The sequence below is a fragment of the Oryzifoliimicrobium ureilyticum genome (assembly GCF_037199735.1).
GTDB classification, from domain to species: domain Bacteria; phylum Pseudomonadota; class Alphaproteobacteria; order Rhizobiales; family Rhizobiaceae; genus Rhizobium; species Rhizobium ureilyticus.
Window position 1 is genome coordinate 227,485 of record NZ_JBBBVQ010000001.1, and the last position, 23,880, is coordinate 251,364.

21 protein-coding genes are annotated in these 23,880 nt (G+C 56.4%); 15 read left to right on the forward strand and 6 right to left on the reverse strand.

Annotated features, from left to right (window positions below; all coding sequences use genetic code 11):
* Positions 1–40 precede the first annotated feature (40 nt).
* The 4 genes from VQ830_RS01105 (at position 41) to VQ830_RS01120 (ending at position 4,922) form a co-directional block, all read left to right on the forward strand.
* A complete protein-coding gene (locus tag VQ830_RS01105; protein WP_337266213.1) occupies positions 41–226 on the forward strand; it encodes a hypothetical protein in 186 nt (61 codons plus the stop codon).
* A complete protein-coding gene (gene ileS / locus VQ830_RS01110; RefSeq protein WP_337266214.1) occupies positions 223–3,120 on the forward strand; it encodes an isoleucine--tRNA ligase in 2,898 nt (965 codons plus the stop codon). Before VQ830_RS01105 ends, ileS begins: the two co-directional genes overlap by 4 nt.
* Positions 3,121–3,266: 146 nt before the next feature.
* Positions 3,267–3,890 carry a hypothetical protein gene (locus VQ830_RS01115; RefSeq protein WP_337266215.1) on the forward strand — a complete coding sequence of 208 codons (624 nt, stop codon included), beginning with the start codon at positions 3,267–3,269 and terminating at the stop codon, positions 3,888–3,890.
* A gap of 261 nt (positions 3,891–4,151) precedes the next feature.
* Positions 4,152–4,922, forward strand: a complete 771-nt coding sequence (locus VQ830_RS01120) for a phosphatase PAP2 family protein (protein WP_337266216.1) — start codon at positions 4,152–4,154, stop codon at positions 4,920–4,922.
* Between the two features lie 3 nt (positions 4,923–4,925).
* On the opposite strand, the gene VQ830_RS01125 is transcribed toward VQ830_RS01120, so the two are convergent.
* Positions 4,926–5,360 (reverse strand): nucleoside deaminase, encoded by a 435-nt coding sequence (locus VQ830_RS01125; RefSeq protein WP_337266604.1) that lies wholly within the window; start codon positions 5,358–5,360, stop codon positions 4,926–4,928.
* A gap of 90 nt (positions 5,361–5,450) precedes the next feature.
* On the opposite strand from VQ830_RS01125, the gene VQ830_RS01130 reads away from it, so the two are divergent.
* From VQ830_RS01130 to VQ830_RS01140, 3 genes are read left to right on the forward strand one after another with little or no spacing between them, the layout of a single operon-like run.
* Entirely contained in the window at positions 5,451–7,298 is a 1,848-nt protein-coding gene (locus VQ830_RS01130; protein WP_337266217.1) for a pseudouridine synthase, read from the forward strand.
* Positions 7,279–7,839 (forward strand): 16S rRNA (guanine(966)-N(2))-methyltransferase RsmD, encoded by a 561-nt coding sequence (rsmD, locus tag VQ830_RS01135; protein WP_337266218.1) that lies wholly within the window; start codon positions 7,279–7,281, stop codon positions 7,837–7,839. The genes VQ830_RS01130 and rsmD overlap by 20 nt, the downstream gene beginning before the upstream one ends.
* A 35-nt stretch (positions 7,840–7,874) precedes the next feature.
* Positions 7,875–8,771 (forward strand): patatin-like phospholipase family protein, encoded by an 897-nt coding sequence (locus VQ830_RS01140; protein WP_337266219.1) that lies wholly within the window; start codon positions 7,875–7,877, stop codon positions 8,769–8,771.
* Positions 8,772–8,821: 50 nt separating this feature from the next.
* On the opposite strand, the gene VQ830_RS01145 is transcribed toward VQ830_RS01140, so the two are convergent.
* On the reverse strand, positions 8,822–10,642 hold the full coding sequence (locus VQ830_RS01145; protein ID WP_337266220.1) for a monovalent cation:proton antiporter-2 (CPA2) family protein: 1,821 nt from the start codon (positions 10,640–10,642) through the stop codon (positions 8,822–8,824).
* 114 nt (positions 10,643–10,756) lie between these two features.
* Here VQ830_RS01145 and VQ830_RS01150 point away from each other — a divergent pair, with 114 nt between their 5' ends.
* The 6 genes from VQ830_RS01150 to lpxK all read left to right on the forward strand — a co-directional run bounded on the left by VQ830_RS01150 (position 10,757) and on the right by lpxK (position 16,561).
* A complete protein-coding gene (locus tag VQ830_RS01150) occupies positions 10,757–12,103 on the forward strand; it encodes a TldD/PmbA family protein (protein WP_337266221.1) in 1,347 nt (448 codons plus the stop codon).
* Between the two features lie 72 nt (positions 12,104–12,175).
* Positions 12,176–12,985, forward strand: coding sequence for a 3'(2'),5'-bisphosphate nucleotidase CysQ (locus VQ830_RS01155; protein ID WP_337266222.1), 810 nt, complete (start codon positions 12,176–12,178; stop codon positions 12,983–12,985).
* A gap of 62 nt (positions 12,986–13,047) precedes the next feature.
* On the forward strand, positions 13,048–13,281 hold the full coding sequence (locus VQ830_RS01160; RefSeq protein WP_337266223.1) for a DUF4170 domain-containing protein: 234 nt from the start codon (positions 13,048–13,050) through the stop codon (positions 13,279–13,281).
* 142 nt (positions 13,282–13,423) lie between these two features.
* Positions 13,424–14,743, forward strand: coding sequence for a lipid IV(A) 3-deoxy-D-manno-octulosonic acid transferase (gene waaA / locus VQ830_RS01165; protein ID WP_337266224.1), 1,320 nt, complete (start codon positions 13,424–13,426; stop codon positions 14,741–14,743).
* 3 nt (positions 14,744–14,746) lie between these two features.
* Positions 14,747–15,451 (forward strand): HAD family hydrolase, encoded by a 705-nt coding sequence (locus VQ830_RS01170; RefSeq protein WP_337266225.1) that lies wholly within the window; start codon positions 14,747–14,749, stop codon positions 15,449–15,451.
* 60 nt (positions 15,452–15,511) lie between these two features.
* Positions 15,512–16,561 carry a tetraacyldisaccharide 4'-kinase gene (gene lpxK, locus VQ830_RS01175; RefSeq protein ID WP_337266226.1) on the forward strand — a complete coding sequence of 350 codons (1,050 nt, stop codon included), beginning with the start codon at positions 15,512–15,514 and terminating at the stop codon, positions 16,559–16,561.
* A gap of 68 nt (positions 16,562–16,629) precedes the next feature.
* Here lpxK and VQ830_RS01180 read toward each other — a convergent pair whose 3' ends face one another.
* Both VQ830_RS01180 and mutL read right to left on the reverse strand, forming a co-directional pair.
* Positions 16,630–16,860: a DUF2093 domain-containing protein gene (locus VQ830_RS01180; protein WP_337266227.1), complete on the reverse strand. Its 231-nt coding sequence runs from the start codon at positions 16,858–16,860 to the stop codon at positions 16,630–16,632.
* 183 nt (positions 16,861–17,043) lie between these two features.
* Positions 17,044–18,864: a DNA mismatch repair endonuclease MutL gene (gene mutL / locus VQ830_RS01185; RefSeq protein WP_337266228.1), complete on the reverse strand. Its 1,821-nt coding sequence runs from the start codon at positions 18,862–18,864 to the stop codon at positions 17,044–17,046.
* A 163-nt stretch (positions 18,865–19,027) separates the two neighbouring features.
* Here mutL and VQ830_RS01190 point away from each other — a divergent pair, with 163 nt between their 5' ends.
* Both VQ830_RS01190 and VQ830_RS01195 read left to right on the forward strand, forming a co-directional pair.
* Positions 19,028–20,743 carry a response regulator gene (locus VQ830_RS01190; protein ID WP_337266229.1) on the forward strand — a complete coding sequence of 572 codons (1,716 nt, stop codon included), beginning with the start codon at positions 19,028–19,030 and terminating at the stop codon, positions 20,741–20,743.
* 104 nt (positions 20,744–20,847) lie between these two features.
* Positions 20,848–22,197, forward strand: a complete 1,350-nt coding sequence (locus VQ830_RS01195; protein ID WP_337266230.1) for a putative bifunctional diguanylate cyclase/phosphodiesterase — start codon at positions 20,848–20,850, stop codon at positions 22,195–22,197.
* Positions 22,198–22,261: 64 nt separating this feature from the next.
* Here the strand turns inward: VQ830_RS01195 and VQ830_RS01200 are convergent, their stop codons facing one another.
* Both VQ830_RS01200 and VQ830_RS01205 read right to left on the reverse strand, forming a co-directional pair.
* Positions 22,262–22,816, reverse strand: coding sequence for a PRC-barrel domain-containing protein (locus tag VQ830_RS01200; protein WP_337266231.1), 555 nt, complete (start codon positions 22,814–22,816; stop codon positions 22,262–22,264).
* A 172-nt stretch (positions 22,817–22,988) separates the two neighbouring features.
* A complete protein-coding gene (locus tag VQ830_RS01205; protein ID WP_337266232.1) occupies positions 22,989–23,879 on the reverse strand; it encodes an SMP-30/gluconolactonase/LRE family protein in 891 nt (296 codons plus the stop codon).
* Between the last annotated feature and the right edge of the window lies 1 nt (position 23,880).

Below are 23,880 nucleotides of genomic sequence, written 5' to 3' on the forward strand. Positions count from 1 at the left end.
GATCAATGATTTCCTCTTCCTTTTCATATGAAAAGCGCATATGAACCTTCGCTATGACAAGGTTCCGGCTATCGATTGCGATACGAATTATAGGCCCGGCTTTCCGCGCGCGCTGACGCCGCCGGAAGGTCCGGGTTTTTGGCGCCTGCCTGTTGGCGCCGCCGTCACCTCACTTTTCCAAGACCATGGCGCCCTTCATGGGCAAGAAATGATTGTCAGACGATGACCGAAACCGTTGAAAAAATGGACTATTCGAAGACACTGTTCCTGCCGGAAACCGAGTTTCCGATGCGCGCGGGCTTGCCGCAAAAAGAGCCTGAAATCGCGCGCAAATGGAGAGAGGGCGACCTGTACAAGAAGCTGCGCGCTTCTGCGGCGGGCCGCGAAAAATTCGTCCTGCATGATGGCCCGCCTTATGCAAACGGCCACATCCATATCGGCCACGCTCTCAACAAGGTCCTGAAGGATGTCATCACGCGCTCGTTCCAGATGCGTGGATATGATGCCAATTACATCCCCGGTTGGGATTGCCACGGCTTGCCGATCGAGTGGAAAATCGAGGAAAAATACCGGGAAAAGGGCAAGGACAAGGACGAGGTTCCGATCAACGAATTTCGCCGCGAATGCCGCGAGTTCGCGCAAGGATGGATCGATATCCAGTCGGAAGAGTTTCGTCGTCTGGGCATAGAGGGCGATTTCGATCATCCCTACACGACGATGAACTTCCACGCTGAATCACGCATCGCAGGCGAGCTCTTGAAGCTTGCAATGTCCGGTCAGCTTTATCGTGGCTCGAAGCCGATCATGTGGTCGGTCGTCGAGCGCACTGCTTTGGCTGAAGCGGAAGTCGAATATCACGAGGTTGAAAGCGATACGATCTGGGCGAAATTTCCTGTCGTTGCTGGCGCCGAGGATCTGAAGTCAGCCTATGTCGTGATCTGGACGACGACCCCTTGGACTATTCCCGGAAACCGCGCCATCTCCTACTCGCAGCGCGTCGAATACGGCCTGTACGAAGTGACGGAGGCCGTCAACGACTTCGGTCCGCAGCCAGGCGAAAGGTTGGTCTTCGCCAAGCGTTTGGCCGAGGACTGCGCTGCAAAGGCAAACGTCACGTTGAAGCTTGTCCGCGACGTCGCCAGTTCTGAGCTTAGCGATGTTGTCTGTGCCCATCCGCTTAAATTGCTCGGATACACCTTCGACGTGCCGATGCTGGATGGCGACCATGTCACCGATGATGCAGGTACCGGTTTCGTCCATACCGCGCCGGGTCACGGGCGTGAGGACTTTGAAATCTGGATGGCAAATGCGCGTGCGCTCGAGCAGCGCGGCATTTCCACGAAGATCCCTTTCACAGTCGATGATGCTGGTTTCTACACCGAAGAAGCCCCTGGTTTCGGTCCCGCATCAGCCGGCGGCGCTGCTCGCGTTCTGGACGACCAAGGCAAAAAGGGCGATGCCAACAAGCGAGTGATCGAGGCCTTGATCGCAAGCTCTCGTCTTTTTGCCCGTGGCCGTATCAAGCACGACTATCCGCATAGCTGGCGTTCGAAAAAGCCTGTGATCTTCCGCAATACGCCGCAGTGGTTTGTCTACATGGACAAGGACCTTGGCGACGGAACGACTTTGCGCTCGCGCGCACTCACGGCAATCGATCAGACCCGTTTCGTGCCTGCTGCAGGACAAAATCGCTTGCGCGCCATGATCGAGCAGCGCCCGGATTGGGTTCTTTCTCGTCAGCGCGCCTGGGGCGTACCGATCTGCGTCTTCGCCGATATGGATGGAAACGTTCTGAAGGATGAAGCGGTCAACCAGCGTATTCTCGAAGCGTTCGAGCATGAAGGAGCCGATGCCTGGTTTGCTGAAGGGGCGAAAGACCGCTTCCTCGGCAATAGCCACGACAGCGACCAATGGACCATGGTCACGGATATCCTCGATGTCTGGTTCGACTCAGGGTCGACCCACACCTTCACGCTTGAAGACCGCCCGGATGTGAAATGGCCGGCGGATGTCTATCTGGAAGGCTCGGACCAGCATCGCGGCTGGTTCCACTCCTCGCTTCTGGAAAGCTGCGCAACACGAGGCAGAGCTCCTTATAATGCCGTTGTCACCCATGGTTTCACCATGGATGAAAAGGGCGAGAAGATGTCGAAGTCTAAAGGCAATGTGACGGCGCCGCAAGACATCATGAAGGATGCTGGGGCTGATATCCTGCGCCTTTGGGTAATGAGCTCAGACTATGCTGAGGATCTTCGTGTCGGCAAAACGATCATCCAGACGAACATCGACGCCTATCGGAAAATCCGCAATACGATCCGGTGGATGCTGGGAACGCTTGCGCATGATAAGGGCGAAGAGATTGCTTACGCCGATCTGCCGGAACTCGAACGGTTGATGCTGCATAGGCTGGCCGAACTCGACCAACTCGTTCGAAAAGCCTACGACGACTTCGACTTCAAGCGCATCACTCGGGCATTGACGGATTTTGCGAATGTCGAGCTCTCCGCTTTCTATTTCGACATCCGAAAAGATGCGCTCTACTGCGATGCGCCGTCGAGCTTGAAGCGTCGCTCTGCTCTTTATGTCGTTCGTCAGCTGTTCGACTGCCTCGTCCTCTGGTTTGCGCCCATGATGCCGTTCACGACTGAGGAAGCATGGTTGTCGCGTAGCCCAGACAGCGATTCTGTTCATCTCCAGCAATTCCCAGCGATTCCGGCCCATTGGTCTAATGAAGCGGTTGCCGAGAAGTGGAAGAAGGTGCGTGCTGTGCGCCGCGCCGTGACCGGAGCTTTGGAAATAGAGCGAAAGGATAAAAGGATCGGCTCGTCGCTGGAAGCTGCACCTGTCGTTCATATTGCCGATCAGGTTCTTCTCGACGCACTGGACGGCCTCGATTTCGCGGAGATCTGCATCACTTCGGACATTTCTGTCGTTAAGGGCGAGGGTCCGGCAGAAGCTTTCCGCCTTGATGACGGAACCAAGGTCGCCGTTGAACCCAAGCTGGCAGAAGGCACGAAGTGCGCCCGGTCATGGAGAGTGACCAAGGACGTTGGGTCCGACCCCGCTTATCCAGAAGTGTCGGCCCGCGATGCAGCCGCTTTGCGAGAATTGGGCTTTTAAGCTATTTTTCGGGCAGAAAGACCGGATGAATTGCGCTTTCGCCGTTCATCCGGTAAAGCTGCCTGAAAATGGTCGGATTCATAAGTCAGGGAGCGACTGGGTCCGGTTGGGGCGATGAAGATACCGGCATGGCTGGAAGGATATTCATGTTAGCAACGCGTTGGTTCCGTGCAGGCACTTGCCTCGCGATCGTCATGGCTGCAGGCCTGGCGGCATCAGGCTGCACCAGCCCTCGCTACGGTACTGACAAGACGGCGATGGAGCAGCTGACGGACGATCTTGGTCAGTCTGTATCCCTGACTGGAAATCCGCCCAAGAACAAGGGCGTGAAGTATACGCCGCGTCCAACGCTGTTGCTGCCGTCTCAAACGGCACGTGCAGACCTTGTTCAGCCGCAGCAATCGATTGCCTCCAAAGATAACCCACAGTGGGTCGAGTCTCCCGAGGAAACACGCGCCCGTCTTGTGAAGGAAGCCGACGCGAACAGCGAGAATTCTGCCTACCGCTCGCCTTTGGCGCAAAATGGCGTTGAGGGCGGACGTAAGACCGCGGAAGAACAGCAAAAGGCGTTTCGCGAAGCTCGCACCCTTCAGAAGGGCGCCTATATCGATCAGCGCCGCTTCATTTCTGATCCGCCCTCAGAATATCGCCAGGTCGATACTGACAAACTGAGCGATCTGGGTACGCCGGAACTGAAGAAGGCCAAGGAACGCAAGAAGCAGGCTGCTGTCGAAGGCACAAACAAGAGCTGGTGGAACTTCCTGCAATAGCATTTCCTAGTCCTTTAGATGCGTTCCCATTTTTAAAGCCGTTACGGTTCGAAAGTCACGTCTCACCGCCGTGCGGTGAGCTTTGATCGCTGCAATAGCCCATTTATTCTGGCGATCTCATCATGATCGGAGCGAAAACGGCTTCCGACGGTTGATCCGTGTCGCGCTGCAGAGTTCCTTCTGCTGGCCAAGTCTTTGTCATAGCCCTGCAATCGAAGTTTCTTAAGGAGGTCCTGTCAAACTTGAACACAAGGGCAGGACATGGTCGACTTTGCAGGCCGCGGGGATTTTAGTGGCGGCGAGGGAAGCGTCACAAACCCTCAAGCAATAGAGATTTCACTCTTCGTTCTATTCGGTTTGATTGTCGCTCTTTTCAACATTTTCCCAGCGGCAGATATAGAGGTCTCCCGGCTATTTTATTCGGGTGCGAACTTCCCTCTGTCGCATTCGAAATTCCTCATCTTCATCAGGGATCTAAACCGACAGATTCCTGTTCTCGTCATTAGCTATTTTGCGTTTTGCCTCGCTCGATGCTGGTTCAGGCCGGGGCTGCCCAGCAATCCGCCGCCGCACCTATGTCTCTATGTTCTGTTGTCCTATGCGCTCGGGCCTGGATTATGCGTGCAGGTCATGAAAACGGTGTTTGCCCGATCGCGTCCACACTCGATCTTTGAGTTCGGCGGAAGCCACGATTTTACGCGGGCAGCCGAACTATTTGGTACATGCAAGGCGAGTTGTGCGTTCATTTCGGGCGAGGCGGCCTCGGCAATGGCAATGCTATGCCTGCTTGCGGCTGTCCCTCAGCGGATGCGCAAGCGAGCAGCGGCGGTTCTCGTTTCGCTGGCAGTTTTGTTTTCGGTCAACCGTATAGTGTTTGGCGCGCATTTCCTTTCGGACGTCTTGTCATCCTGGGTCCTTATCGGGCTCATCATGCTGATCTTGTGGCGATTAATTTCGGCCCGTGCCGACACCATCGATAGTCGCATTCAAGGCTATATGGTGGGACGTTTTCAGACTTTAGGTCGTCGGTAGGCGTTATAAGTCTCTTTTGGCTCTGAAAAATCGCTTGAGCAGATCGGCGGCGGCCTGTTCGCCAAGTCCGCCGTAGACGTCCGGTTTATGGTGGCAGGTCGGTTGGTGGAAAAAGCGTATGCCGCTATCCACCGCTCCGCCCTTGGGATCTTCGGCGCCATAGTATAGGCGGCGAATGCGTGCGAACGAGATCGCCGCAGCGCACATGGTGCAAGGCTCAAGCGTGACGTAGAGGTCGGCGCCCGCTAATCTTTCCTGGCCGAGCTTGGTGCAAGCCGCGCGGATGACTTCGATTTCCGCGTGAGCCGTTACGTCGTGAGCGCTGCGGGTCGCGTTGCCGGAGACAGCCACAACCTCGCCATTCATCACTAAAACTGCGCCAACGGGAATTTCGCCACGCTCTCCGGCGGCTTGCGCTGCCACCAGCGCCATATCCATAAAGCGATCTGACTTCACCTTTCAGCAATTTCCCCCTTAACCGCGAGGACGCGACCTGATAGATAGGCGCAAAAGGCAGGCAAACTACAAATGACATTCAAAGACAAGCCAAAACGCCCCACGGGCAAACTGTCTGTGCGCAAATCCTCTTCGGCAGCCGCCGATCATGATGCCGGCGAGCAATCGGCGACATCAGGTGAAGAAAAAGCTGAGCGCATTTCCAAAGTCATGGCGCGCGCAGGCGTGGCATCGCGCCGCGATGTTGAGCGCATGATCATGGAAGGTCGTGTAACGCTGAACGGCAAGCTCCTGGAGACGCCTGTCGTCAATGTCACGCTGGCTGATCGGATCGAAGTCGATGGGACGCCGATCCGCGGGATAGAGCGGACACGGCTTTGGCTTTACTACAAGCCGGCCGGTTTGGTGACGACGAATTCCGATCCGGAAGGCCGTGCCACGGTCTTCGAAAATCTGCCAGACGAACTACCCCGGGTGATGTCGATTGGACGCCTCGATATCAACACAGAGGGCCTCCTGCTTTTGACGAACGACGGCGGGCTTGCGCGGGTTCTTGAACTGCCGGCGACAGGTTGGCTGCGACGTTACCGCGTCCGCGCTCATGGCGATATCGATCAGGAAGCCTTGGATAAGCTGAAGGACGGCATTGCCGTTGAAGGCGTTCTGTACGGCTCGATCGAAGCAACGCTCGACCGCAAGCAGGGATCCAATGTGTGGATTACCATGAGCCTGCGGGAAGGGAAAAATCGCGAAATCAAAAACGTGCTTGGCGCGCTTGGCCTCGATGTCAATCGTCTGATTCGCATCTCTTATGGTCCTTTCCAGCTTGGTGATTTGCCAGAGGGTCAGGTGCTTGAAGTGCGGGGGCGCACGCTGCGCGATCAGCTTGGACCGCGCCTTATCGAAGAGGCGAAGGCCAATTTTGATGCGCCGCTCTATGGCGCGCAAGCTGCTGTGGAAGACGAGCCAAAAACTGTCGCATCTACGCCGCGCCGAGAACGGCTCAGCAAGGAGGATAAGCGCGAACAAGCGCTTGGACGCCTTGATACCCGCCGCGACGGTTTCAAGCAGGATGACGATCGTCATAAGAAAGCCAAGACGTTCGGAACGAGGCGTAGTGCAAATGTCTGGATGGCTCCCGGTGCGCGCCCGTTAGGTGAAAAGGCTGCCGCCAAGGCCGCCAAGAATGCCAGCACGGCACGCCGTCGGGGTGAGGACCCTGATGCACGCTCTGCTCGTCCGGATTTCGAGCGGGATCGCAGCCCAAGTCGCGTCAATCGAGTCACCGAAAGCGATGGCGAATGGATTAGGTCTGAGTCGCGTTCGCGAGATGAGGAGGCGGACGATAAGTTCCGCAAGCGTTCGAGTGGAGATCGGCCATTCCGCTCGGATTCTTCGGCCGGTGGTCGTCCTGCGCGCAGTCGCAGCCCCGAAAGTCCTGCAGGCAACAAGGCGCGCAGCGGAAAGTCTTTTGGTGCCGGTCGCACCAGCGACGATGAGAGATCCTCGGGCGGTAAGACATTCGGCGCGCGCAAGCCTTTCGGTGGTACAAGATCTGCGGAACGCACTTCCGACGGTGAAAGATCGTCCAGAGCGGGTAAATCCTTCGGGGGTGGCAAATCTTTCGGCGGTGGAAGGGCCTCCGATGGCGAACACTCATCGGGTGGCGGAAAATCCTTTGGCGCGCGCAAGCCTTATAGCGGTTCAAGGACAACTGAACGCACTTCCGACGGAGAGAGATCATCGGGAGCTGGCAAGTCGTATGGTGGCGGCAAGTCCTCCAGCGGCGTGAAATCGTTCGGCGGAAAGAATGCCGGCAAGCCTCGGACAGGCGGTCGCGACGACCGACCAAACGATGGCGGTCCGCGGAACGGTTCTAAGGGAAAGGGGCCGACGCGCGGTGCGGATCGTCGGCGGTGAATTTCGCGGGCGCTCGCTCGCTGCTCCCAAATCGACCGAAATCCGGCCGACAGCCGACCGGACACGCGAGAGCCTTTTCAACATTCTGAGCCATGCCTATCCAGAAGCGATTGAGGGCACACGTGTTCTCGATCTCTTCGCGGGAACGGGCGCGGTTGGGCTGGAAGCAGTCTCACGAGGGTGCCGCCATGCACTCTTCGTGGAAAACGGGGTCGAAGGCCGCGGCCTCTTGTGGGAAAATATCGATGCGCTCGGCCTTCATGGCCGAACGCGGATATTAAGGCGCGACGCAACCGATCTTGGCACGATCGGCACGATGGAGCCGTTTCATTTTCTTTTTGCAGATCCGCCTTATGGAAAGGGCCTTGGGGAAAAAGCGATGAAAGCAGCCGTCGAGGGCGGCTGGCTGGAGCCCGGGGCAATTGCGGTGCTGGAAGAGCGCGCCGATGTTGCCGTCAGCGTCGATCCTGCCTATCTCTTCCTCGAAAATCGCCTTTTTGGGGATACCCGAGTGCATTTCTTCCGTTATCAGCCGACATAAGAGGCGTAGCGGCAGGTTATCTCAGGAGATCATGCATGCCGCAGCTTCAAAGGGCCGAACAGGTTCAGCCGAAAGTCATCGATCTGCCGCAAGGGGGCATTCCCTCCTTTGCCGTGGCTTTCGGCGCTGGCGGCGCGCGCGGTCTTGCCCATATCCATATCATCGAGACCTTGGACGAACTAGGCATCCGGCCTGTCGCGATTGCCGGTTCGTCCATCGGTGCCATCATGGCGGCGGGTATGGCGGCCGGCATGAGCGGCGAAGCAATTCGCGATCACGCTTTGGCAACAGTTGGCAATAAGTCCGCTGTCGTCAGCAGGCTCTGGGGTCTTCGTCCGCAAACCGTTCGCGACGCGGTTGCAAAGGGCGTACGGATCGGCCAGTTCAACCTGGAGCGGATTTTGAAAGCCTTTCTGCCGGCTGAGCTGCCTGATTACTTCGAAGACCTCTCGATCCCACTCAAAATCATTGCAACCGACTACTATGGCCAGAGCGAGCTCATCGTTGAGGAAGGCGCCCTGTTTCCAGCTCTGGCGGCGTCAGCGGCTATCCCTGCAGTGTTCATGCCGGTGCGTCTAAATGGACGGGTTATGATCGATGGCGGGATCATCAATCCGGTTCCCTATGAGCCTCTGATGAACCTGGCGGACATTGTCATCGGCATCGATGTCATCGGCGCGCCTGAAGGGGATGGCATGCATATTCCCAATCGGATGGAAAGCATTTTCGGCTCCGGCCAGCTGATGATGCAAACTGCAATATCGCTCAAGCTCAAGCTGCAACCGCCGCATATTTTCCTGAGGCCCTCCGTCGGACGCACCGGCGTCATGGACTTTCTCAAAGCCAAAGAGGTCCTTGCCATGTCGGCCACCGTGAAGGACGAGCTTAAATTTGAGATCGACCGGCAGATCGAGTTAAAGCTGAAGTCTTGATGCCGCCCAAGAGACTGCGCGGCACGTAGCGGATCAAGACGCCAATTCCATCAGGCACGTTCAGGAACCGTGACCGTTGTTGCCAGCGGATCCTCGTCTTCGGCTTCCTTTGCCCGCTTCGGCTTGAGAAGAGGTTCGGGACTGACGGGGCGGGAAAACAGCATGTCACGGCCGGCCTGGAAGCCCTGTGTAACCTGCAATGCGAGGCGGTCTTCGTCGCGTTTGCGGATGTCTTCGCCGATTTCGTAGGCCGTCGCCTCCGGGATGCCGAGCGCCTCCAGGGTGCGTCGACCGAAAAGAAGGCCTGACTCCAGCGTTTCGCGCAGTTCGTAGTCAACGGATCGGTTGCGCAAGTCGATTGAATGGATGCGATCGTAGGAGCGCACGAAGAGCTTCGCCTGCGGATATTCCGCTTGAACAAGCTCTACGATCTTGTCGGTCACCTCGCGTTTATGGGTACACACCAGCACAAGCTTTGCCCGGTCAATGCCGGCAGCGCGCAGAACGTCCATGCGCTGGCCATCACCGAAATAGATACGGAAACCGAACGAAGCCGCTTGCCTAATACGATCCGCGGAAAAATCGATGACGGTGACGTCTCGACCTCCGGCAAGTAGGATCTGGGCGGCGATCTGGCCAAAGCGCGAAAAGCCGATCATCATGACGTCCGATCCTGCCCCCTCAAAGCTTTCCTCCAGCTGTTCATGATCCTCTTCAGTCAGAAGCCTGCGGCCGAGGCGTGTCGCAACTGGCGTCAGCGCCATTGAGAGCGTCACGATCGCCACCAATAAGGATGCTGTGCTGGCCGGCATGATGCCTGCTGTTGCTGCCGTCGTGAAAAGTACGAATCCGAACTCTCCACCTTGCGGCAGCAGGCAGGCAATCCGAATTGCATCGTTATGGCTCGTTCCAACGAGACGGCAAACGCCGTAGATCACGATGCCTTTGGCAAGCATGACGAGGGGAACTGCAGCGATGATCAGCAGTAGATTGTCGAGGATAACCTCAAGCTGAAGCGAAAGGCCGACCGCGATGAAGAAGATAGCCAATAGAACGCCGCGGAACGGTTCGATATCGGCTTCCAGTTCGTGACGATACGACGACTCCGCCAACATAACACCAGCAAGAAACGCGCCCATCGCCATCGACAGCCCGGCAAGCTGCATCAACGCGGCCGAACCCATGACCACGAAAAGAGCGGCCGCGATCATGGCTTCGCGCGCGCCGGTGCGCCCGATAATCTGAAAAAGTGGCGTCAAGAGGTATCGTCCCGCGACAACCAGTCCGCTCACTGCAAGGATTGCAACGAGAAACCCACTGATGGAATTGTCGTTCGCGGCATTTGCACCGCCGGCGCTCAGGAGGTTGATGAGTGCGATGAGCGGTACGATGGCAAGATCCTGTAAAAGCAGGATCGAAAACGACCGCTGCCCACAAGCAGAGTTGATATCGCCTTCGTCATCGAGGATCTGCATTGCGAACGCAGTCGAAGACAGAGCAAGGCCGAAGCCTGCAATAATGCTGCCGTTCCAGTCGAGGATCCCTGAAACCCTGACAAGGCACGACAAGACAAGTCCGCTGAGAAGGACCTGCGCGCTGCCAAGCCCAAAAATATCGCGCCGCATCTGCCACAGTCGGGAAGGCTTCAACTCGAGGCCGATGATGAAGAGAAGAAAGACAACGCCAAGTTCAGCAACCGTCAGAACCTGCTCGCCATCGGAAATGCCATGAAGAACCGGTCCGATGACAACGCCCGCCGCAAGATAACCCAGAACCGTACCGAGCCCCAGCTTCTTGAAGATCGGTGCTGCCACCACCGCGCCGCCGAGCATGACAATCGTTTCGGTAAAAAGTGGATTTAGCGCCGACATAGGTCTAGGTCTTTCATTGCATGGTATGGACGCATCATCCGCAAGAATCCTGCAGGGACGGCCTTGATGCATTTACTACCGCACAATAAATGGAAGGCAAGGAAAGGCCAGATCATGCCCTCAGAAATCGACTCCTCGACGCTCCTTTCTCGGGCGAGCCAACTCATCGACCTTGCTTTGAAAGCTGGTGCGGACGCTGCCGATGCAGTGATCGTGCGTTCACGCTCACAGTCGGTCAGCGTTAGGCTCGGTAAAGTTGAATCGACCGAATCGTCGGAAAGCGACGACTTTTCGCTGCGTGTCTTTATCGGCCGCAGAGTTGCAAGCGTCTCCGCCAATCCCGGGTTCGACCTCGGTATGCTGGCCGAGCGGGCTGTGGCAATGGCCAAGGTTTCGCCCGAAGATCCATATGCATGCCTTGCAGATGAAGCCCGCTTGGGCAAGTCCTACCCGGACCTCCAGCTTTTCGATCCCACTGAAGTTTCGTCCGAACATCTGCGTGAAGCAGCACTTGCTGCCGAAGCTGCGGCGCTTGACGTCAAAGGCGTGACCAATTCGGCGGGAGGAGGCGCTTCCGCGGGCATGGGCGGGCTTGTCCTTGCAACCTCGCATGGTTTCGCGGGAAGCTACATGGGGTCCCGTTTTGGTTGTTCCGTCAGCGTTATTGCTGGAGAGGGCACCCGCATGGAGCGGGATTACGATTTCGACAGCCGCCTTTATTTTGCTGATCTCGACGATCCTGCAGAGATTGGACGGCGCGCCGGCGAGCGAGCCGTCAAGCGCCTTTCTCCGCGTCAGGTAGATACAGGGAAAAATGTGACGGTGGTCTTTGATCCGCGTGTTGCACGGGGCTTCGTCGGACATATAGCCGGTGCCATCAACGGGGCCGCCGTCGCGCGCAAGACAAGTTTCCTTCGCGACAAGATGGGTCAGCAGGTTCTCAAATCCGGCTTGACCGTTACCGACGACCCGTTGATCGTGAAGGGGCCGTCATCACGTCCTTTTGATGGCGAGGGCGTCATCGGAGAAAAGCTCTCGATGATTGAGGACGGTGTGCTCCAGCACTGGTTTTTGTCGACCTCGACCGCCCGCGAAATCGGCATGGAAACCAATGGACGCGGCGTTCGCGGAGGCAATTCGGTTTCTCCTGCATCAACCAATCTTGCTCTTGAACCCGGGGATGTTTCGCCTGCAGCGCTTATCAGCGGCGTTGGAACCGGCCTTTATGTTACGGAGTTGATCGGGCAGGGCGTCAATATGATCACTGGCGAATATAGCCGGGGCGCCAGCGGGTTCTGGATCGAAAACGGGGAACTTACTTTTCCCGTATCCGAGGTGACAATCGCATCGAATTTGAAAGAGATGTTCATGCGAATGACGCCCGCGAACGACATTGATCGCAAGTACGGTGTTGCCTCGCCAACGCTTGCGATAGAGGGCATGACGCTCGCTGGGCGATGAGCAAGGTGTGAATTCACAAGGGACCGATGCGGGAATGTTCCGGCAGCGGTCCCTTTCAAACGGAATGACGTCATGGATGCGATCATGAGCGCTGATTGGCAGAACGATCTCGATCTTATTGTCGAGGCCGCGAAGCAGGCCGGTGCCGTTGCGTTGTCCTTCTTCAATCGCTCGCCGGAAGTTTGGTGGAAAAACGGGGATCATTCGCCGGTGAGCGCGGCTGACTTTGCGGCAAACGAAAAGCTTTCACAGATTCTGCGCACGGCTCGTCCCGATTATGGGTGGCTGTCTGAGGAGAGTGAGGAAGACAAAATTCGCCTCGATCGCGAGACTTTATTCGTTGTCGATCCGATCGATGGCACGCGCGGCTTCCTTGCGGGACAGAGCTTATGGTGCGTGAGCGTTGCAGTCGTTCATCGCGGACGGCCGGTTGCCGGCGTCCTCTACGCTCCCGCCCTTGAAGAAGTCTATACGGCCCATAGTGGGAGCCAAGCGCTGAAAAACGGAAGCGCCATTTCCGTTTCGAGTGCAAGTCAGAGTGAATCGAGCCGGTTCGCGATAGCCGAAGACGTTCTGAAGCATATTTCGGAGCCTTTCAGAGGCAGGATACATCGCGTCAAGCATGTGCCTTCGCTGGCCTATCGGATCGCCATGGTGGCCGATGGGCGTATTGAGGGGACCTATGTGAAGAGGAACTCGCACGACTGGGATCTTGCTGCTGCAGATCTTATTTTGGAAAAAGCAGGTGGGGCGCTTACCGAACTGAGTGGCGCTAAACTCGTCTATAACCGTGACAGCGTCAGTCATGCTCCGCTTTGCGCGGCACCGGAGGACAGGTTGGCGGAGTTCACGCAAGCTCTTGCGACACTAGGAAGCGGTTGACCTTTTTTGCGAAATCCCTCACATGAAATTTACGGGGAGGCCGCAATAGGAAAGAGAAGAAAATGACGGAATCCGGCGAAAAGAAACAGCTTTTGCACCTCGTCTTTGGTGGTGAGTTGGTCAACCTGAAAGACGTTCAGTTCAAGGATCTCGCAAGCCTCGACATCGTCGGTATTTTTCCGGACTACGCTTCGGCACTGACGGCCTGGAAGTCGAAAGCGCAGGCAACTGTAGACAATGCGCATATGCGCTACTTCATCGTCCATATGCACAGACTGCTTGATCCGCAGGCGTGAATTTTGACTTGGATTATCCCCGCGGCAGATCGGCCATTCTATCGGCCTATGACGCAATACCGTCACACTTGTCCGACACTGCAGTTACAGTCGTCGCGGGGAATGAATTTATGCCGATGATATCGGACGAAGGCAAAACGGTATGAGTTCCCGCGGAGCGCGCCTCGCGCTGACGGCGTACAGAACGCTAGGCATTGCAGCCTCTCCTCTGTTTAGCGCATATCTTTCGTATCGCGCCGCCAAAGGTAAGGAATTGCGCGAGCGCCGCCTCGAGCGCTTTGGTTATGCAAGTCATGAGCGGCCCGTCGGTCCCCTGATTTGGTTTCATGCGGCCAGCGTTGGCGAAACCAATTCAATGATCCCGCTGATACGCGAAATCCGGCGGTTGAACATTCACATTGTTCTAACGACGGGAACCGTCACCTCTGCAAAGGTTGCAGCTGAACGGCTTGGCACGGACGTCATCCATCAATTCGTGCCGCTCGACCTTCAGCCGGCTGTCAAACGCTTTCTGGAATATTGGCAACCGGACTGCGCCCTGATCGCTGAGTCGGAAATTTGGCCTGCCACGCTTCTTGAGCTTGAGCGTCGCCGGATTCCGCAGATCCTGGTCAACGCGCGTATGTCGGACCGATCCTTCGCCAGATGGTCGAGACGCCTTTCGATTGCCCAGGCTCTTTTTGAAAAATTTGCACTGGTTGTTGCCCAGTCGGACATTGACGGCGAGCGTTTTCGAGATCTTGGCGCGCGGTACGTCATGGTGTCGGGCAATTTGAAAGTGGATACCGATGCGCCGAGCTGCGATCCCAAGGTCCTGGCGCAATATCGCCAGCAAATTGGAGATCGAAAGACCTGGGCTGCAATTTCGACCTTCGAGGGCGAAGAAAAGGCGGCAGGTTTCGTTCATCGGGCTTTGCGGGAACGGGACGGACAGCTGACCATCATCGTGCCGCGCCACCCGGAACGGTCGGATGCCATAGAGGCGGAACTTGTCGCCCAAGGCCTGAAGGTCGCTCGACGCACGCGAAACGACATTATCTTTCCAGATGTGGATATTCTGCTCGGCGATACCATCGGCGAGATGGGGCTTTATCTGCGTCTTGCGGAAGTCGCGTTTGTAGGACGCTCCCTGTTTGGCGAAGGGGGTCAAAATCCTCTCGAGCCGGCGATGCTCGGCTGCGCGATTTTATCGGGCGGGAATGTGCAGAATTTTAGAGAATCCTATCAGATCCTCGCGCGCCGCGGCGCAGCGCGGATGGTGCGTGATACGGAGATGCTGGCGAAAGGCGTGCATTATCTGCTGACCAACGACACAGCGCGTCGCGGCATGATCGAGGCTGGAGCGAGCGCCGTCCAGGAAATGCGCGGTGCTTTGACAGCAACGATGAAGGGGCTCGAGCCTTATATCAATCCTCTTGCCGTCAAGGCGCGACTTTTGCCGAAGACATCAGAGGAGGATTGATCCATGCAAGCTGGGGCCGCGATCAAGGGCATTCTGTTCGACAAAGACGGAACCTTGCTTGACTACGACGAAAGCTGGCTTCCTGTGAACAGGGAACTGGCCGCCATCGCGGCTTGTGGAGATGCAGCCCTTGCCAAAAGATTGTTGCGAGCCTGCGGCATGGATCCCGATACCGGAAAGATCGAGCCCGATAGCCTGCTGGCTGCGGGCAACACAAAACAGATCGCCGAAGGGCTTACGGCTGCCGGTTCACCACTCTCGATAAGCGAACTCACCGAACGATTGGACGTGCTCTTTGCGCAGGCCGTCGACTATGCCGTTCCGGTGGCGGATCTTGCCGTTCATTTTTCCAGGTTGAAGAAACTCGGTCTTCGCCTTGGTATCGCATCGTCGGACAATGAACGTTCCATCCGATTGATGGCCGCGCGCTTTGGCATAACAGAGTATGTCGATTTCATTGCCGGCTACGACAGCGGATTTGGTGTTAAGCCGGAGCCGGGGATGGTCTTGGGTTTTTGTGCCGCCACCGGGTTAGAGCCGTCGCAGGTTGCGATGGTGGGCGATAATAATCACGATCTGCATATGGGACGCAATGCCGGCACAGGCATGACGATTGCGGTTCTCACAGGCACTGGCGACCGTCTTTCGCTCAGTGAAGCCGATTACTGTCTCGACGACATTACGGGGCTTGAGAGTTTGCTTGCCTGATACGCCGTCGATGCCGGATTGATGATGTAGATTTCGGCAAGAAGGGGAGGGACCGCATAAATGGTATCGGAAGCACCGCCCTTCTGGTGGGAGAAGGCCGATTGGCGCGCGCGCGTGCTTTTTCCTTTCGCAGCGATCTATGGTTATGTGGCCGGGAGGCGCATGCTGCGCGCGCAGCCCCCCGCCGTCGGCGTACCGGTCATCTGCATTGGCAACTTCACCGTCGGCGGTGCAGGCAAAACACCGACGGCGATTGCCATGGCCCGGGTGGCAATTGCGAACGGGTTCAAGCCGGGCTTTCTGAGCAGAGGCTATGGAGGGTCGATCGATGTTACCACGGTCGTCGATCCGCATCATCATCGGGCAACGGCGGTCGGTGACGAACCCTTGCTTTTGGCGCGAGAAGCGACGACTGTGATTGCGCGCAGGCGTATCGACGGCGCGCGCCGTCTCGTCGCTGAAGGGGTCGATTTGATCATCATGGATGACGGTTTCCAAAGCGCTCGCCTTACCATCGATTACGCCCTTCTGGTAATTGATGCCGGACGCGGACTCGGAAATGGCCACATCGTCCCAGCAGGCCCGGTGCGTGCGCCTCTTGGGCAGCAGCTTGCCCGTACAGACGGCATCTTGAAGGTTGGCGATGGTAATGCTGCAGACCGTGTGGTGCGCACTGCCGCTCGCGCTGCCAAACCTTTTTTTGAGGCGAAGGTTGAGGTGAGCCGGGGCGGCAATCTGGTCGGCAAGCGTGTTCTTGCCTTTGCAGGCATTGCGGATCCGTCCAAGTTCTTCAGGACGGTGGAGGCCTCAGGCGCCGAAATCGTGCAGAAGAGAGCCTTTGGCGATCACGAGCATCTTCGCGATGATGAAATATCCGAACTCCTGACAGAAGCACGGCAGGACGGCCTTCTCATCGTCACGACCGCGAAGGATTTTGTCCGACTCTCAGGCCATCACGGCAAAAGCGCAGAACTGGCAGCCGCATGTCATGTGGTCGAGATCGATATGGTATTCGACGATCCGGAGGCCCCGATGCGCATCATCGAGACGGCTGTCAGCCGCTTTCGGCAACGCCGCCTTCAAGCATCATCGACAAAGCGCTTTGACTGATCCTTACCCTCTCATTCAAATCAAGCTATTGAAACGTTGATAGAGGGTGCGGGTCAAACTGGCACCAATCAGCTTTTGCGGATCGGCAGTGCGCCAGCGCGTCTGTCCGCTTCAACGGAAGCGGCAACATCGACATAGGCTTCCTGACGGGCAACACTCCAGTAACGCAGCTCGTCGAGCGGGATCTGCTTTCCGGTTACCGCACAGATGACGAACGACCCCGGTGCAACAATCTGGAAGTCGCCGTCGAGATAGCGCAGCTGTGCTTGGCGGTGTCCATGGCCTTCAAACAAATTCATCGATGATGATCCCAATCATGTCTTCGCCTGAAATACGCCGGGTTCCTGCAAAATTCCAGAAGAATCAGGCGTTAATGCGCAGGTGCGCCTTTCTCTGCCGTTAAGCAAAGCAGATGCCGATTGTTCCCTTAACATATAGGCTTGACAAACATTCCGGCTGATTTCAAGCCTGTCGGCCGACAATCAGCTACGGCCAAACAGCCTCTCGATATCCGACAACTTCAGTTTAATGTAGGTCGGACGGCCATGATTGCATTGCCCGGAGCCTGGCGTTACCTCCATCTGGCGCAAGAGCGCATTCATTTCTTCGACCTTCAGCCTGCGGCCAGAGCGGACAGAACCATGGCAGGCCATGGTCGCAGCCAAATGTTCAAGGCGAGCGGTCAATCCGTTTGCCGTATCCCATTCAGCAATTTCATCCGCAAGCTCACGGACAAGGCCTTGAGCATCGACTTCTCCTAAAATCGCAGGCGTCTCTCGAACTGCGACCGCACCAGGCCCGAAGCGTTCGATGGAAAGGCCAAGATTGACCAGAGCATCCCGGTGCATCATCACACGGTCGCAGTCTTCTTCCGGCAGATCGACGATTTCCGGGATGAGCAACGTTTGCGCCGCAAGCCGCTGCGAGTGCATCGCCTTGCGCATCGCCTCAAAAACCAGCCGCTCATGGGCGGCGTGCTGGTCTACGATGACCAGCCCATCCTCGGTTTGGGCAAGGATGTAATTTTCATGAACCTGTGCTCGCGCCGCGCCAAGAGGAAATTGCAGCGCAGGCTCAGCCGAAGGGCTGTCGGCTCTGTCATCAGACTGCACTGGCTCGGCGCGTGCCGTCGGCTCGTTGAACGCACCGAACATCGCCTGGGCAGGTTCTGAAAAACCTGCTTCCTTGAATTGATACGGCCGTGACGGCGACGTTGCTGCCGACCATGGCTGGGATAGCGTTGTCTCCTGCCGCGCAAAACTGAAGCCCGGACGAAAAGCCCGCATCATATTATCGGCACCTGTCGTGGACGAGCGCGTTCCGCCGGAGGTGAGGGCCTCTCGAACTGCCCCTACAATCAAACCGCGCACCAGACCTGGGTCACGAAAACGTACATCTGACTTGGCGGGATGCACGTTTACGTCGACGAGAGACGGATCGATGGTGATCGACAACACAGCGATAGGATAACGCCCGCTCGGTATTGTCTCAGCGTAAGCGCCACGGATGGCCGACAAAATGAGCTTATCCTGAACCGGCCTCCCATTGACAAAGGCGTATTGGTGAGCCGAATTGCCTCTGTTGAAAGTGGGAACACCGGCGTAGCCCGTGAGCCGCACGCCCTCGCGCTCCGCGTCGAGAGCAATTGCATTGTCCTTGAACTCAGATCCAAGCACTTGCGCCATCCTGGCAAGGTGATCGTCACCTGTGGCAGCAAGTTCCAATGTGGAGCGATCCGGCCCTGACAGCACGAAGCGTATTTTCGGGAAGGCCACTGCCATCCTCTTTACGACCTCTGTGATTGCCGCCGCTTCAGCTTTCTCGGTTTTCAAGAACTTAAGTCTTGCCGGCGTTACAAAGAAAAGGTCGCGAACTTCGACGACGGTTCCTGGATTGGAAGCGGAGGGCCGTAAATGCAAGATGCGCCCCCCAGCCATGGAAATCTCATGACCTTGACCGCCGTCCTTGCGACGGCTGCTGATGGTGAGCTTTGCGACTGAACCGATCGAGGGCAGTGCTTCTCCGCGAAAGCCAAGCGTCTGGATGTCTTCGAGCGTCATATCGATCTTCGAGGTGCAGTGACGCTTTACGGCCAGAGCGAGATCATCAGGGCTCATGCCAAAGCCGTTATCGCTTACTCTCAAAAGGCTTTTGCCGCCGCCGGCCGTGGCGATCTCGATCCGCGTCGCGCCGGCATCGATAGCATTTTCGATCAGCTCTTTTGCCGCACTGGCGGGCCGCTCGATGACTTCACCGGCGGCAATTTGGTTGATGAGCGTCTCGCTGAGTTGCTTGATGACCATGCGTTGTTCTTGATGGATTTGCTTTGTAATGAAAAGAGGCTTTTGGGTTGCGGACAATTCCGATGCGTCCGTTAACGATTAAGGCAGTTTTAACGGTAACATGGCACTTTTATCTATAAACGATGTTCATTCACCGCAATGCCGGAAGATTGGGACGAAGAAAATGAGTGCCAAATCCGGAAAGGCGGACTCAGGGACCGCTGAAAACGCCGGAAAAAGCGAATTGTCGGCCGCACTCTTCGATCTTGTCGGGGACGGATTTGGAGCAGCGTTCATTCTGTATGATCGCAATGATCTTCTCGTCTTCGCCAGCCGGCATCTTCTTGATTTCTATCCGATAAACCCAGCCGTCCTAGCGCCTGGCACGAGGGTGAGAGATCTGCTGGGGGCGATCTTCGACGTCGCTCGCAAGCCCTCCCATCATAACAAGGCGCCGCATCAAACACGCGACGATTGGATATCGGAGAAAATCGCGCTGCATTGGCGCGAACGAGGCGAATCGGTAGAAAGCCACGGCAATGGACGGTGGGCGCGGTTGCTGACACGTCGCTTGCCGAACGGCTACGGCATGTGTCTGTTGACCGACATCTCGGAGCACAAGAAGCGCGAGGATCAATGGCGAGCGGACATGGAAAGGGTCCAGCTGACGGAGGATATTCTCGACAATCTGCCGTTTCCGCTGTTTGTCAAAGACCGCAATCTTATCTACGTCGCCGTCAATATTGCGTTCTGTGAGAAGTTCAACTTATCTGCGGAAGAGGTTCTTGGCAGAACCAGTCGAGACATATTCTCTTCAGAGGTCGCCGAGCGGTATCATGAAAGTGATCGGCACGTTCTGGAAACGGGCGAGGCATCCGTAACCGTGCAGCGGCATGTCTCGATTTCCGGTGTCGAACACAGTGTCATCAATCGCAAGCAGCGAATCGGAAAACCGGGTCGCTATTTCCTCATTTCGACCATCCAGCAACTGGTACAAGAGCCGCTGGATATCGAGCCAGCGCCTTACCCCGACACAGTTTCAGACACAGACAATCTGCTTCACCAGATTTATATACCCGCTGGGGCAGAGCAGGCAGAAGAGGCACATCGCAAAGAGGTGCTGGTACCGGAGACCTTTTCCAGTAAGCGAATACTGGTTGCAACAAATGACGCAGCGCTCGAAAAGGCCGCTCTTCAGACGCTAGGGAAATACAGGTTCGAGGCCTGCGCGGTCCATAATACGGAAGAACTGGCGCTATTCCTGGAGCTCGCGGAGGAGGCCGGTTTTGCGATCGATCTTGTTTTGCTGGATAACCAGATGGATCTTGCATGCATCGACATCGCCAAGCGAACCAGCATTCCCGTTATGATCACCGATTCATATCAGGTATCGCATGAACTGCCGTTCCGGATTTTCCACCATTTCGATAGAGGCAATACAAACCAATCTTCTACTGTTCCTGACGACGGTGGCTGGGATATCACGACAGAAAGTGAGCAGGCAGATGGCTTGGATGTCTTGGTTGCCGAAGACAATGACATAAACCAGATCGTCTTTTCACAGATCCTCGAAAGCCTGGGATATCGATATCTCATTGCGCAGGATGGTGAAGAGGCTGTCGAGATTTGGAAGACACACCGGCCAAGCATCATTTTGATGGATGTTTCCCTTCCGTATCTGAATGGGTTCGAGGCGACAAAGAAAATAAGGGCACTTGAGGGCGATGCGCAAAGTCCCACTCCGATCATCGGCGTACTGACGCATGCCGTTGAGCAGGATCGGGAACGATGCGCTCTTGCCGGCATGAACGACGCGATCATGAAGCCGATCAGCCCGGAAGTTCTGGAGACGCTTTTTCAGCGGTATCTCGCGTCGGATAGAGTACGTCGATCCGCGTAGCCGTCGCTTCTCGTACCAGCAATGCGCGCAAATCGAAGGTGGATATCGAAATGTTAAGGTATCGGAGGTAGCCTCGAGCGAGGATCTCTGGAATTTTTAACGGAATGAAGTCGGCCGATTTATCATTTATGCCTGTCAGCCAAAGTGAGCTGCAGGCTATGGCTTACACCGATCCGTTAACGGGCCTCGGTAATCGCTATCGCATGCGCGACAAAGTCATGCAGATTTCGGCTGAGCGAGCGGATGATCCGGCCCCTTTTACGATCTGTATTGCCAACCTGGATCGTTTCAAGCCGATCAACGATCTCTTCGGTGCCGCTGCGGGCGATGAAATCTTATGCCAGGTAGCTCACAGGCTAAAGGCATGCCTTCCCGACGGGGCGCTTGTAACCCGTCATGATGGTGATGAATTTGCCTTCGTTCTGCCTCTCATCTTCGAGCGCGCCAGCGCCGAGAGATTTGGGCAGATGATCCGTGAGATCCTGTCCGCGCCTTACGATCTTGGCGATCGAAATGTGCGTTTGTCAGCTTCCTTCGGTTTCGCGATCTATCCCTTTGCCGGCGAGGAGTTCGATGATCTCTTGAAAAGCGCGGAAACCGCGCTTTATCGCTCGAAACGCCGGGGACACGGCCAGATCACCGTGTATACCCGCGAAATTGCCGAAGAGATGCGCCGCACCACACAACTGGAGCAGGCGCTGCGCAGTGCGATCATCAACGACGCAATCGATGTTCATTTCCAACCCATCGTGTCCCTCGCGACAACCCAAGTAGTCGGTTTCGAAGCCTTGGCTCGTTGGCGCGATCCGGACTTGGGGCCTGTATCTCCTGGCATATTCGTGCCGCTCGCTGAGGAACGAGGATTTATCGATACATTGTCGGAAGTTCTTCTGCGCAAGGCGGCAGAAGCGGCTCTAGCTTGGCCACGGGAACTCTTTTTGTCCTTCAACCTGTCCTCCGCTCAGTTGATGGATCCGGGTACAAGCGCCAATGTTCTGTCCATTCTTGGGCGTGCCGGGCTTGATCCCCATCGGCTGGAACTGGAGCTGACGGAAACGGCGATGATGGGCTCTGCCGATACCGCAAATCGTATCATTACAGATCTGCGCCGCGCCGGGGTGCGAATTTCGCTGGATGATTTTGGCACGGGCCAGTCAAGCCTGGGGCGGCTGCGCGATTTCATGTTCGATAAGCTGAAGATCGACCAGGCCTTCGTTGCACGTATCAATACCGATCGCGCCTCTGAGCATATCATCAAAGCCATCCTGGCAATGTGCGAAGGGTTGGACCTTGAGGTGGTAGCCGAGGGGATCGAGGACCCGGCGCAAGCCGCAAAGCTGCGTTCTCTCGGATGCGCGATGGGTCAAGGCTATTATTTCGGGCGACCGACCGATGCCCATTCAATCAAGCTGCTGCTGCGCAAGATCTACGGCGAAGCCAGTTTGGAAGGGTGATAAAGAAAACGCGGCGCCGAAAGGCACCGCGCTAACTGTCAGCAGATTACTGCTATACAGCGATTTACTTGTTGGTCGTCGAGCCCGTTGACGTCGCGTCAGTTGAGTTTGCAGGAGCCTTTTCAGCCGACTGCATCTGGAGCGTCTTGAACTCAGGTGCAGACTTCAGCGCGTCGGCCGTTTCCTGCGTCGTCAGCTTTACGCTGCCATCCTGCGTGTTCTGTGCGACGTTAACCTTCTGGATCGGAACGGCGACGTTCTTTTCGCCAATACCGAGGAAGCCGCCGACGCCGATCACGGCTGCAACGATGCCGCCATCCTTCTTCATGATCAGATCGTTGATCTTGCCGATGCTTTCATTCTGACCGTTATAGACCGACTGGCCGATATAGGTATTGGCGCTGACCTGATCAGGTGCCTGCTGGGTCAGATAGCCGACTTCCATGCCAGCGGTTGTGGATGCGCCGGCGCTTGGCGTCATGTTCGTTGTTGCAGGGGCTGCTGGTGTTTGTGTAGCAGGGGCCTGGCTGGCCGGTGCGTTTTGCGCAAATGCTGCGGGAGCCAAACCGGTGGCAAAAAGAGTACCTGCGGCCACGGCCATGATAATTTTATTTGTCATGTGAACCTACCTCCTGTGTTCCTCGATAAACTCTGGCAAGGCGATTGCAGGAAGCGATTTTCCTTGCCGGTTCATAGACACAATGATCGCGTAGGCTAATGGTTCCGAGTTCAATTTGACGAAAAGTTCGCTTTTCTAAAGGCGAACTTTCAGCGACACCTCTCTCAAACGATCACAAAATATAGGCGGGTTCGACGACACCTCTGACTGTCACACCAAGTTCGAGAAGGGCGCCCGCCAGCGGATCGGCAGAGCGCGAATCTTCATCCATTCCCTCCCAGGCTGTCGTCACTGCCAGCCGATCAACGTTCTCGCCGATGAAAGCAGGGCAGGAGGGCTGTGCCGCCGGAACTTTGTATCTGGCGATCCTCAACCCGTCCGGGCTGTAACGGTCGACGCAGCCGGCGCCCCACCGCGCGTTCCAAATATAACCGTCGGCATCAACGACGGAACCGTCGAGGCCGCCGGGCTCTTCGGTGCTGTCGACCAGCACAATCGGCTCTCCGGCAGGCAATCCGGTCTGAGGATCCAAAAGGACACGCATCAGACAATTGGCGCGGGTGTCGGTGAAATAGCCGATTGTGCCATCCGGCGAAAAGCAGATCGAGTTTGGAATGCTGATCCCATCGAAAAGCTTGGTGACCTTTGCACCTTGCGCAACATGATAGATTGCGCCTGCTTGCGCTTCTGCACGTTTGCTCATCGTGCTGATCCAGAGCGAACCTGAGGGATGCGTGCGGCCATCATTTGTGCGATTTTCGGGCTTGCCATTTTCGAGGGGCGCATAAAAAGTTAAGGCCCCACCATCAACATTTCGGACAAAGAGACCTTCCTCTGTAGAAATGAGTTGTCTCTCAGCATCCACGCGCGCCAACACGCTTGCCATCATCGGCAGCGCATGGACCTTCTTCTCATTTGTCGTCAAATTCAGTTCGTGCAGTTCCTTGCCCAGAATGTTGAACCACCAGATCGTGTTGGTGTCCGGATCATAGCTTGGTCCTTCGCCCAGCACGGAATTCGTATCGCTCAGCGTTTTGCCGCTGAATTCAATGATCTCGGTCATG

Bases quoted from the DNA above. Each gene is read 5' to 3' on its own strand.
- VQ830_RS01120 (WP_337266216.1), top strand. From the start codon at position 4,152: ATGGTCGACTTTGCAGGCCGCGGGGATTTTAGTGGCGGCGAGGGAAGC.
- VQ830_RS01145 (WP_337266220.1), bottom strand. From the start codon at position 10,642: ATGTCGGCGCTAAATCCACTTTTTACCGAAACGATTGTCATGCTCGGC.
- VQ830_RS01200 (WP_337266231.1), bottom strand. From the start codon at position 22,816: ATGACAAATAAAATTATCATGGCCGTGGCCGCAGGTACTCTTTTTGCC.
- VQ830_RS01205 (WP_337266232.1), bottom strand. From the start codon at position 23,879: ATGACCGAGATCATTGAATTCAGCGGCAAAACGCTGAGCGATACGAAT.
- VQ830_RS01140 (WP_337266219.1), top strand. From the start codon at position 7,875: ATGCCGCAGCTTCAAAGGGCCGAACAGGTTCAGCCGAAAGTCATCGAT.
- VQ830_RS01105 (WP_337266213.1), top strand. From the start codon at position 41: ATGAACCTTCGCTATGACAAGGTTCCGGCTATCGATTGCGATACGAAT.
- VQ830_RS01150 (WP_337266221.1), top strand. From the start codon at position 10,757: ATGCCCTCAGAAATCGACTCCTCGACGCTCCTTTCTCGGGCGAGCCAA.
- waaA (WP_337266224.1), top strand. From the start codon at position 13,424: ATGAGTTCCCGCGGAGCGCGCCTCGCGCTGACGGCGTACAGAACGCTA.
- lpxK (WP_337266226.1), top strand. From the start codon at position 15,512: ATGGTATCGGAAGCACCGCCCTTCTGGTGGGAGAAGGCCGATTGGCGC.
- VQ830_RS01170 (WP_337266225.1), top strand. From the start codon at position 14,747: ATGCAAGCTGGGGCCGCGATCAAGGGCATTCTGTTCGACAAAGACGGA.
- VQ830_RS01180 (WP_337266227.1), bottom strand. From the start codon at position 16,860: ATGAATTTGTTTGAAGGCCATGGACACCGCCAAGCACAGCTGCGCTAT.
- VQ830_RS01125 (WP_337266604.1), bottom strand. From the start codon at position 5,360: ATGGATATGGCGCTGGTGGCAGCGCAAGCCGCCGGAGAGCGTGGCGAA.
- VQ830_RS01195 (WP_337266230.1), top strand. From the start codon at position 20,848: ATGAAGTCGGCCGATTTATCATTTATGCCTGTCAGCCAAAGTGAGCTG.
- VQ830_RS01155 (WP_337266222.1), top strand. From the start codon at position 12,176: ATGGATGCGATCATGAGCGCTGATTGGCAGAACGATCTCGATCTTATT.
- mutL (WP_337266228.1), bottom strand. From the start codon at position 18,864: ATGGTCATCAAGCAACTCAGCGAGACGCTCATCAACCAAATTGCCGCC.
- VQ830_RS01115 (WP_337266215.1), top strand. From the start codon at position 3,267: ATGTTAGCAACGCGTTGGTTCCGTGCAGGCACTTGCCTCGCGATCGTC.
- VQ830_RS01160 (WP_337266223.1), top strand. From the start codon at position 13,048: ATGACGGAATCCGGCGAAAAGAAACAGCTTTTGCACCTCGTCTTTGGT.
- VQ830_RS01190 (WP_337266229.1), top strand. From the start codon at position 19,028: ATGAGTGCCAAATCCGGAAAGGCGGACTCAGGGACCGCTGAAAACGCC.
- ileS (WP_337266214.1), top strand. From the start codon at position 223: ATGACCGAAACCGTTGAAAAAATGGACTATTCGAAGACACTGTTCCTG.
- VQ830_RS01130 (WP_337266217.1), top strand. From the start codon at position 5,451: ATGACATTCAAAGACAAGCCAAAACGCCCCACGGGCAAACTGTCTGTG.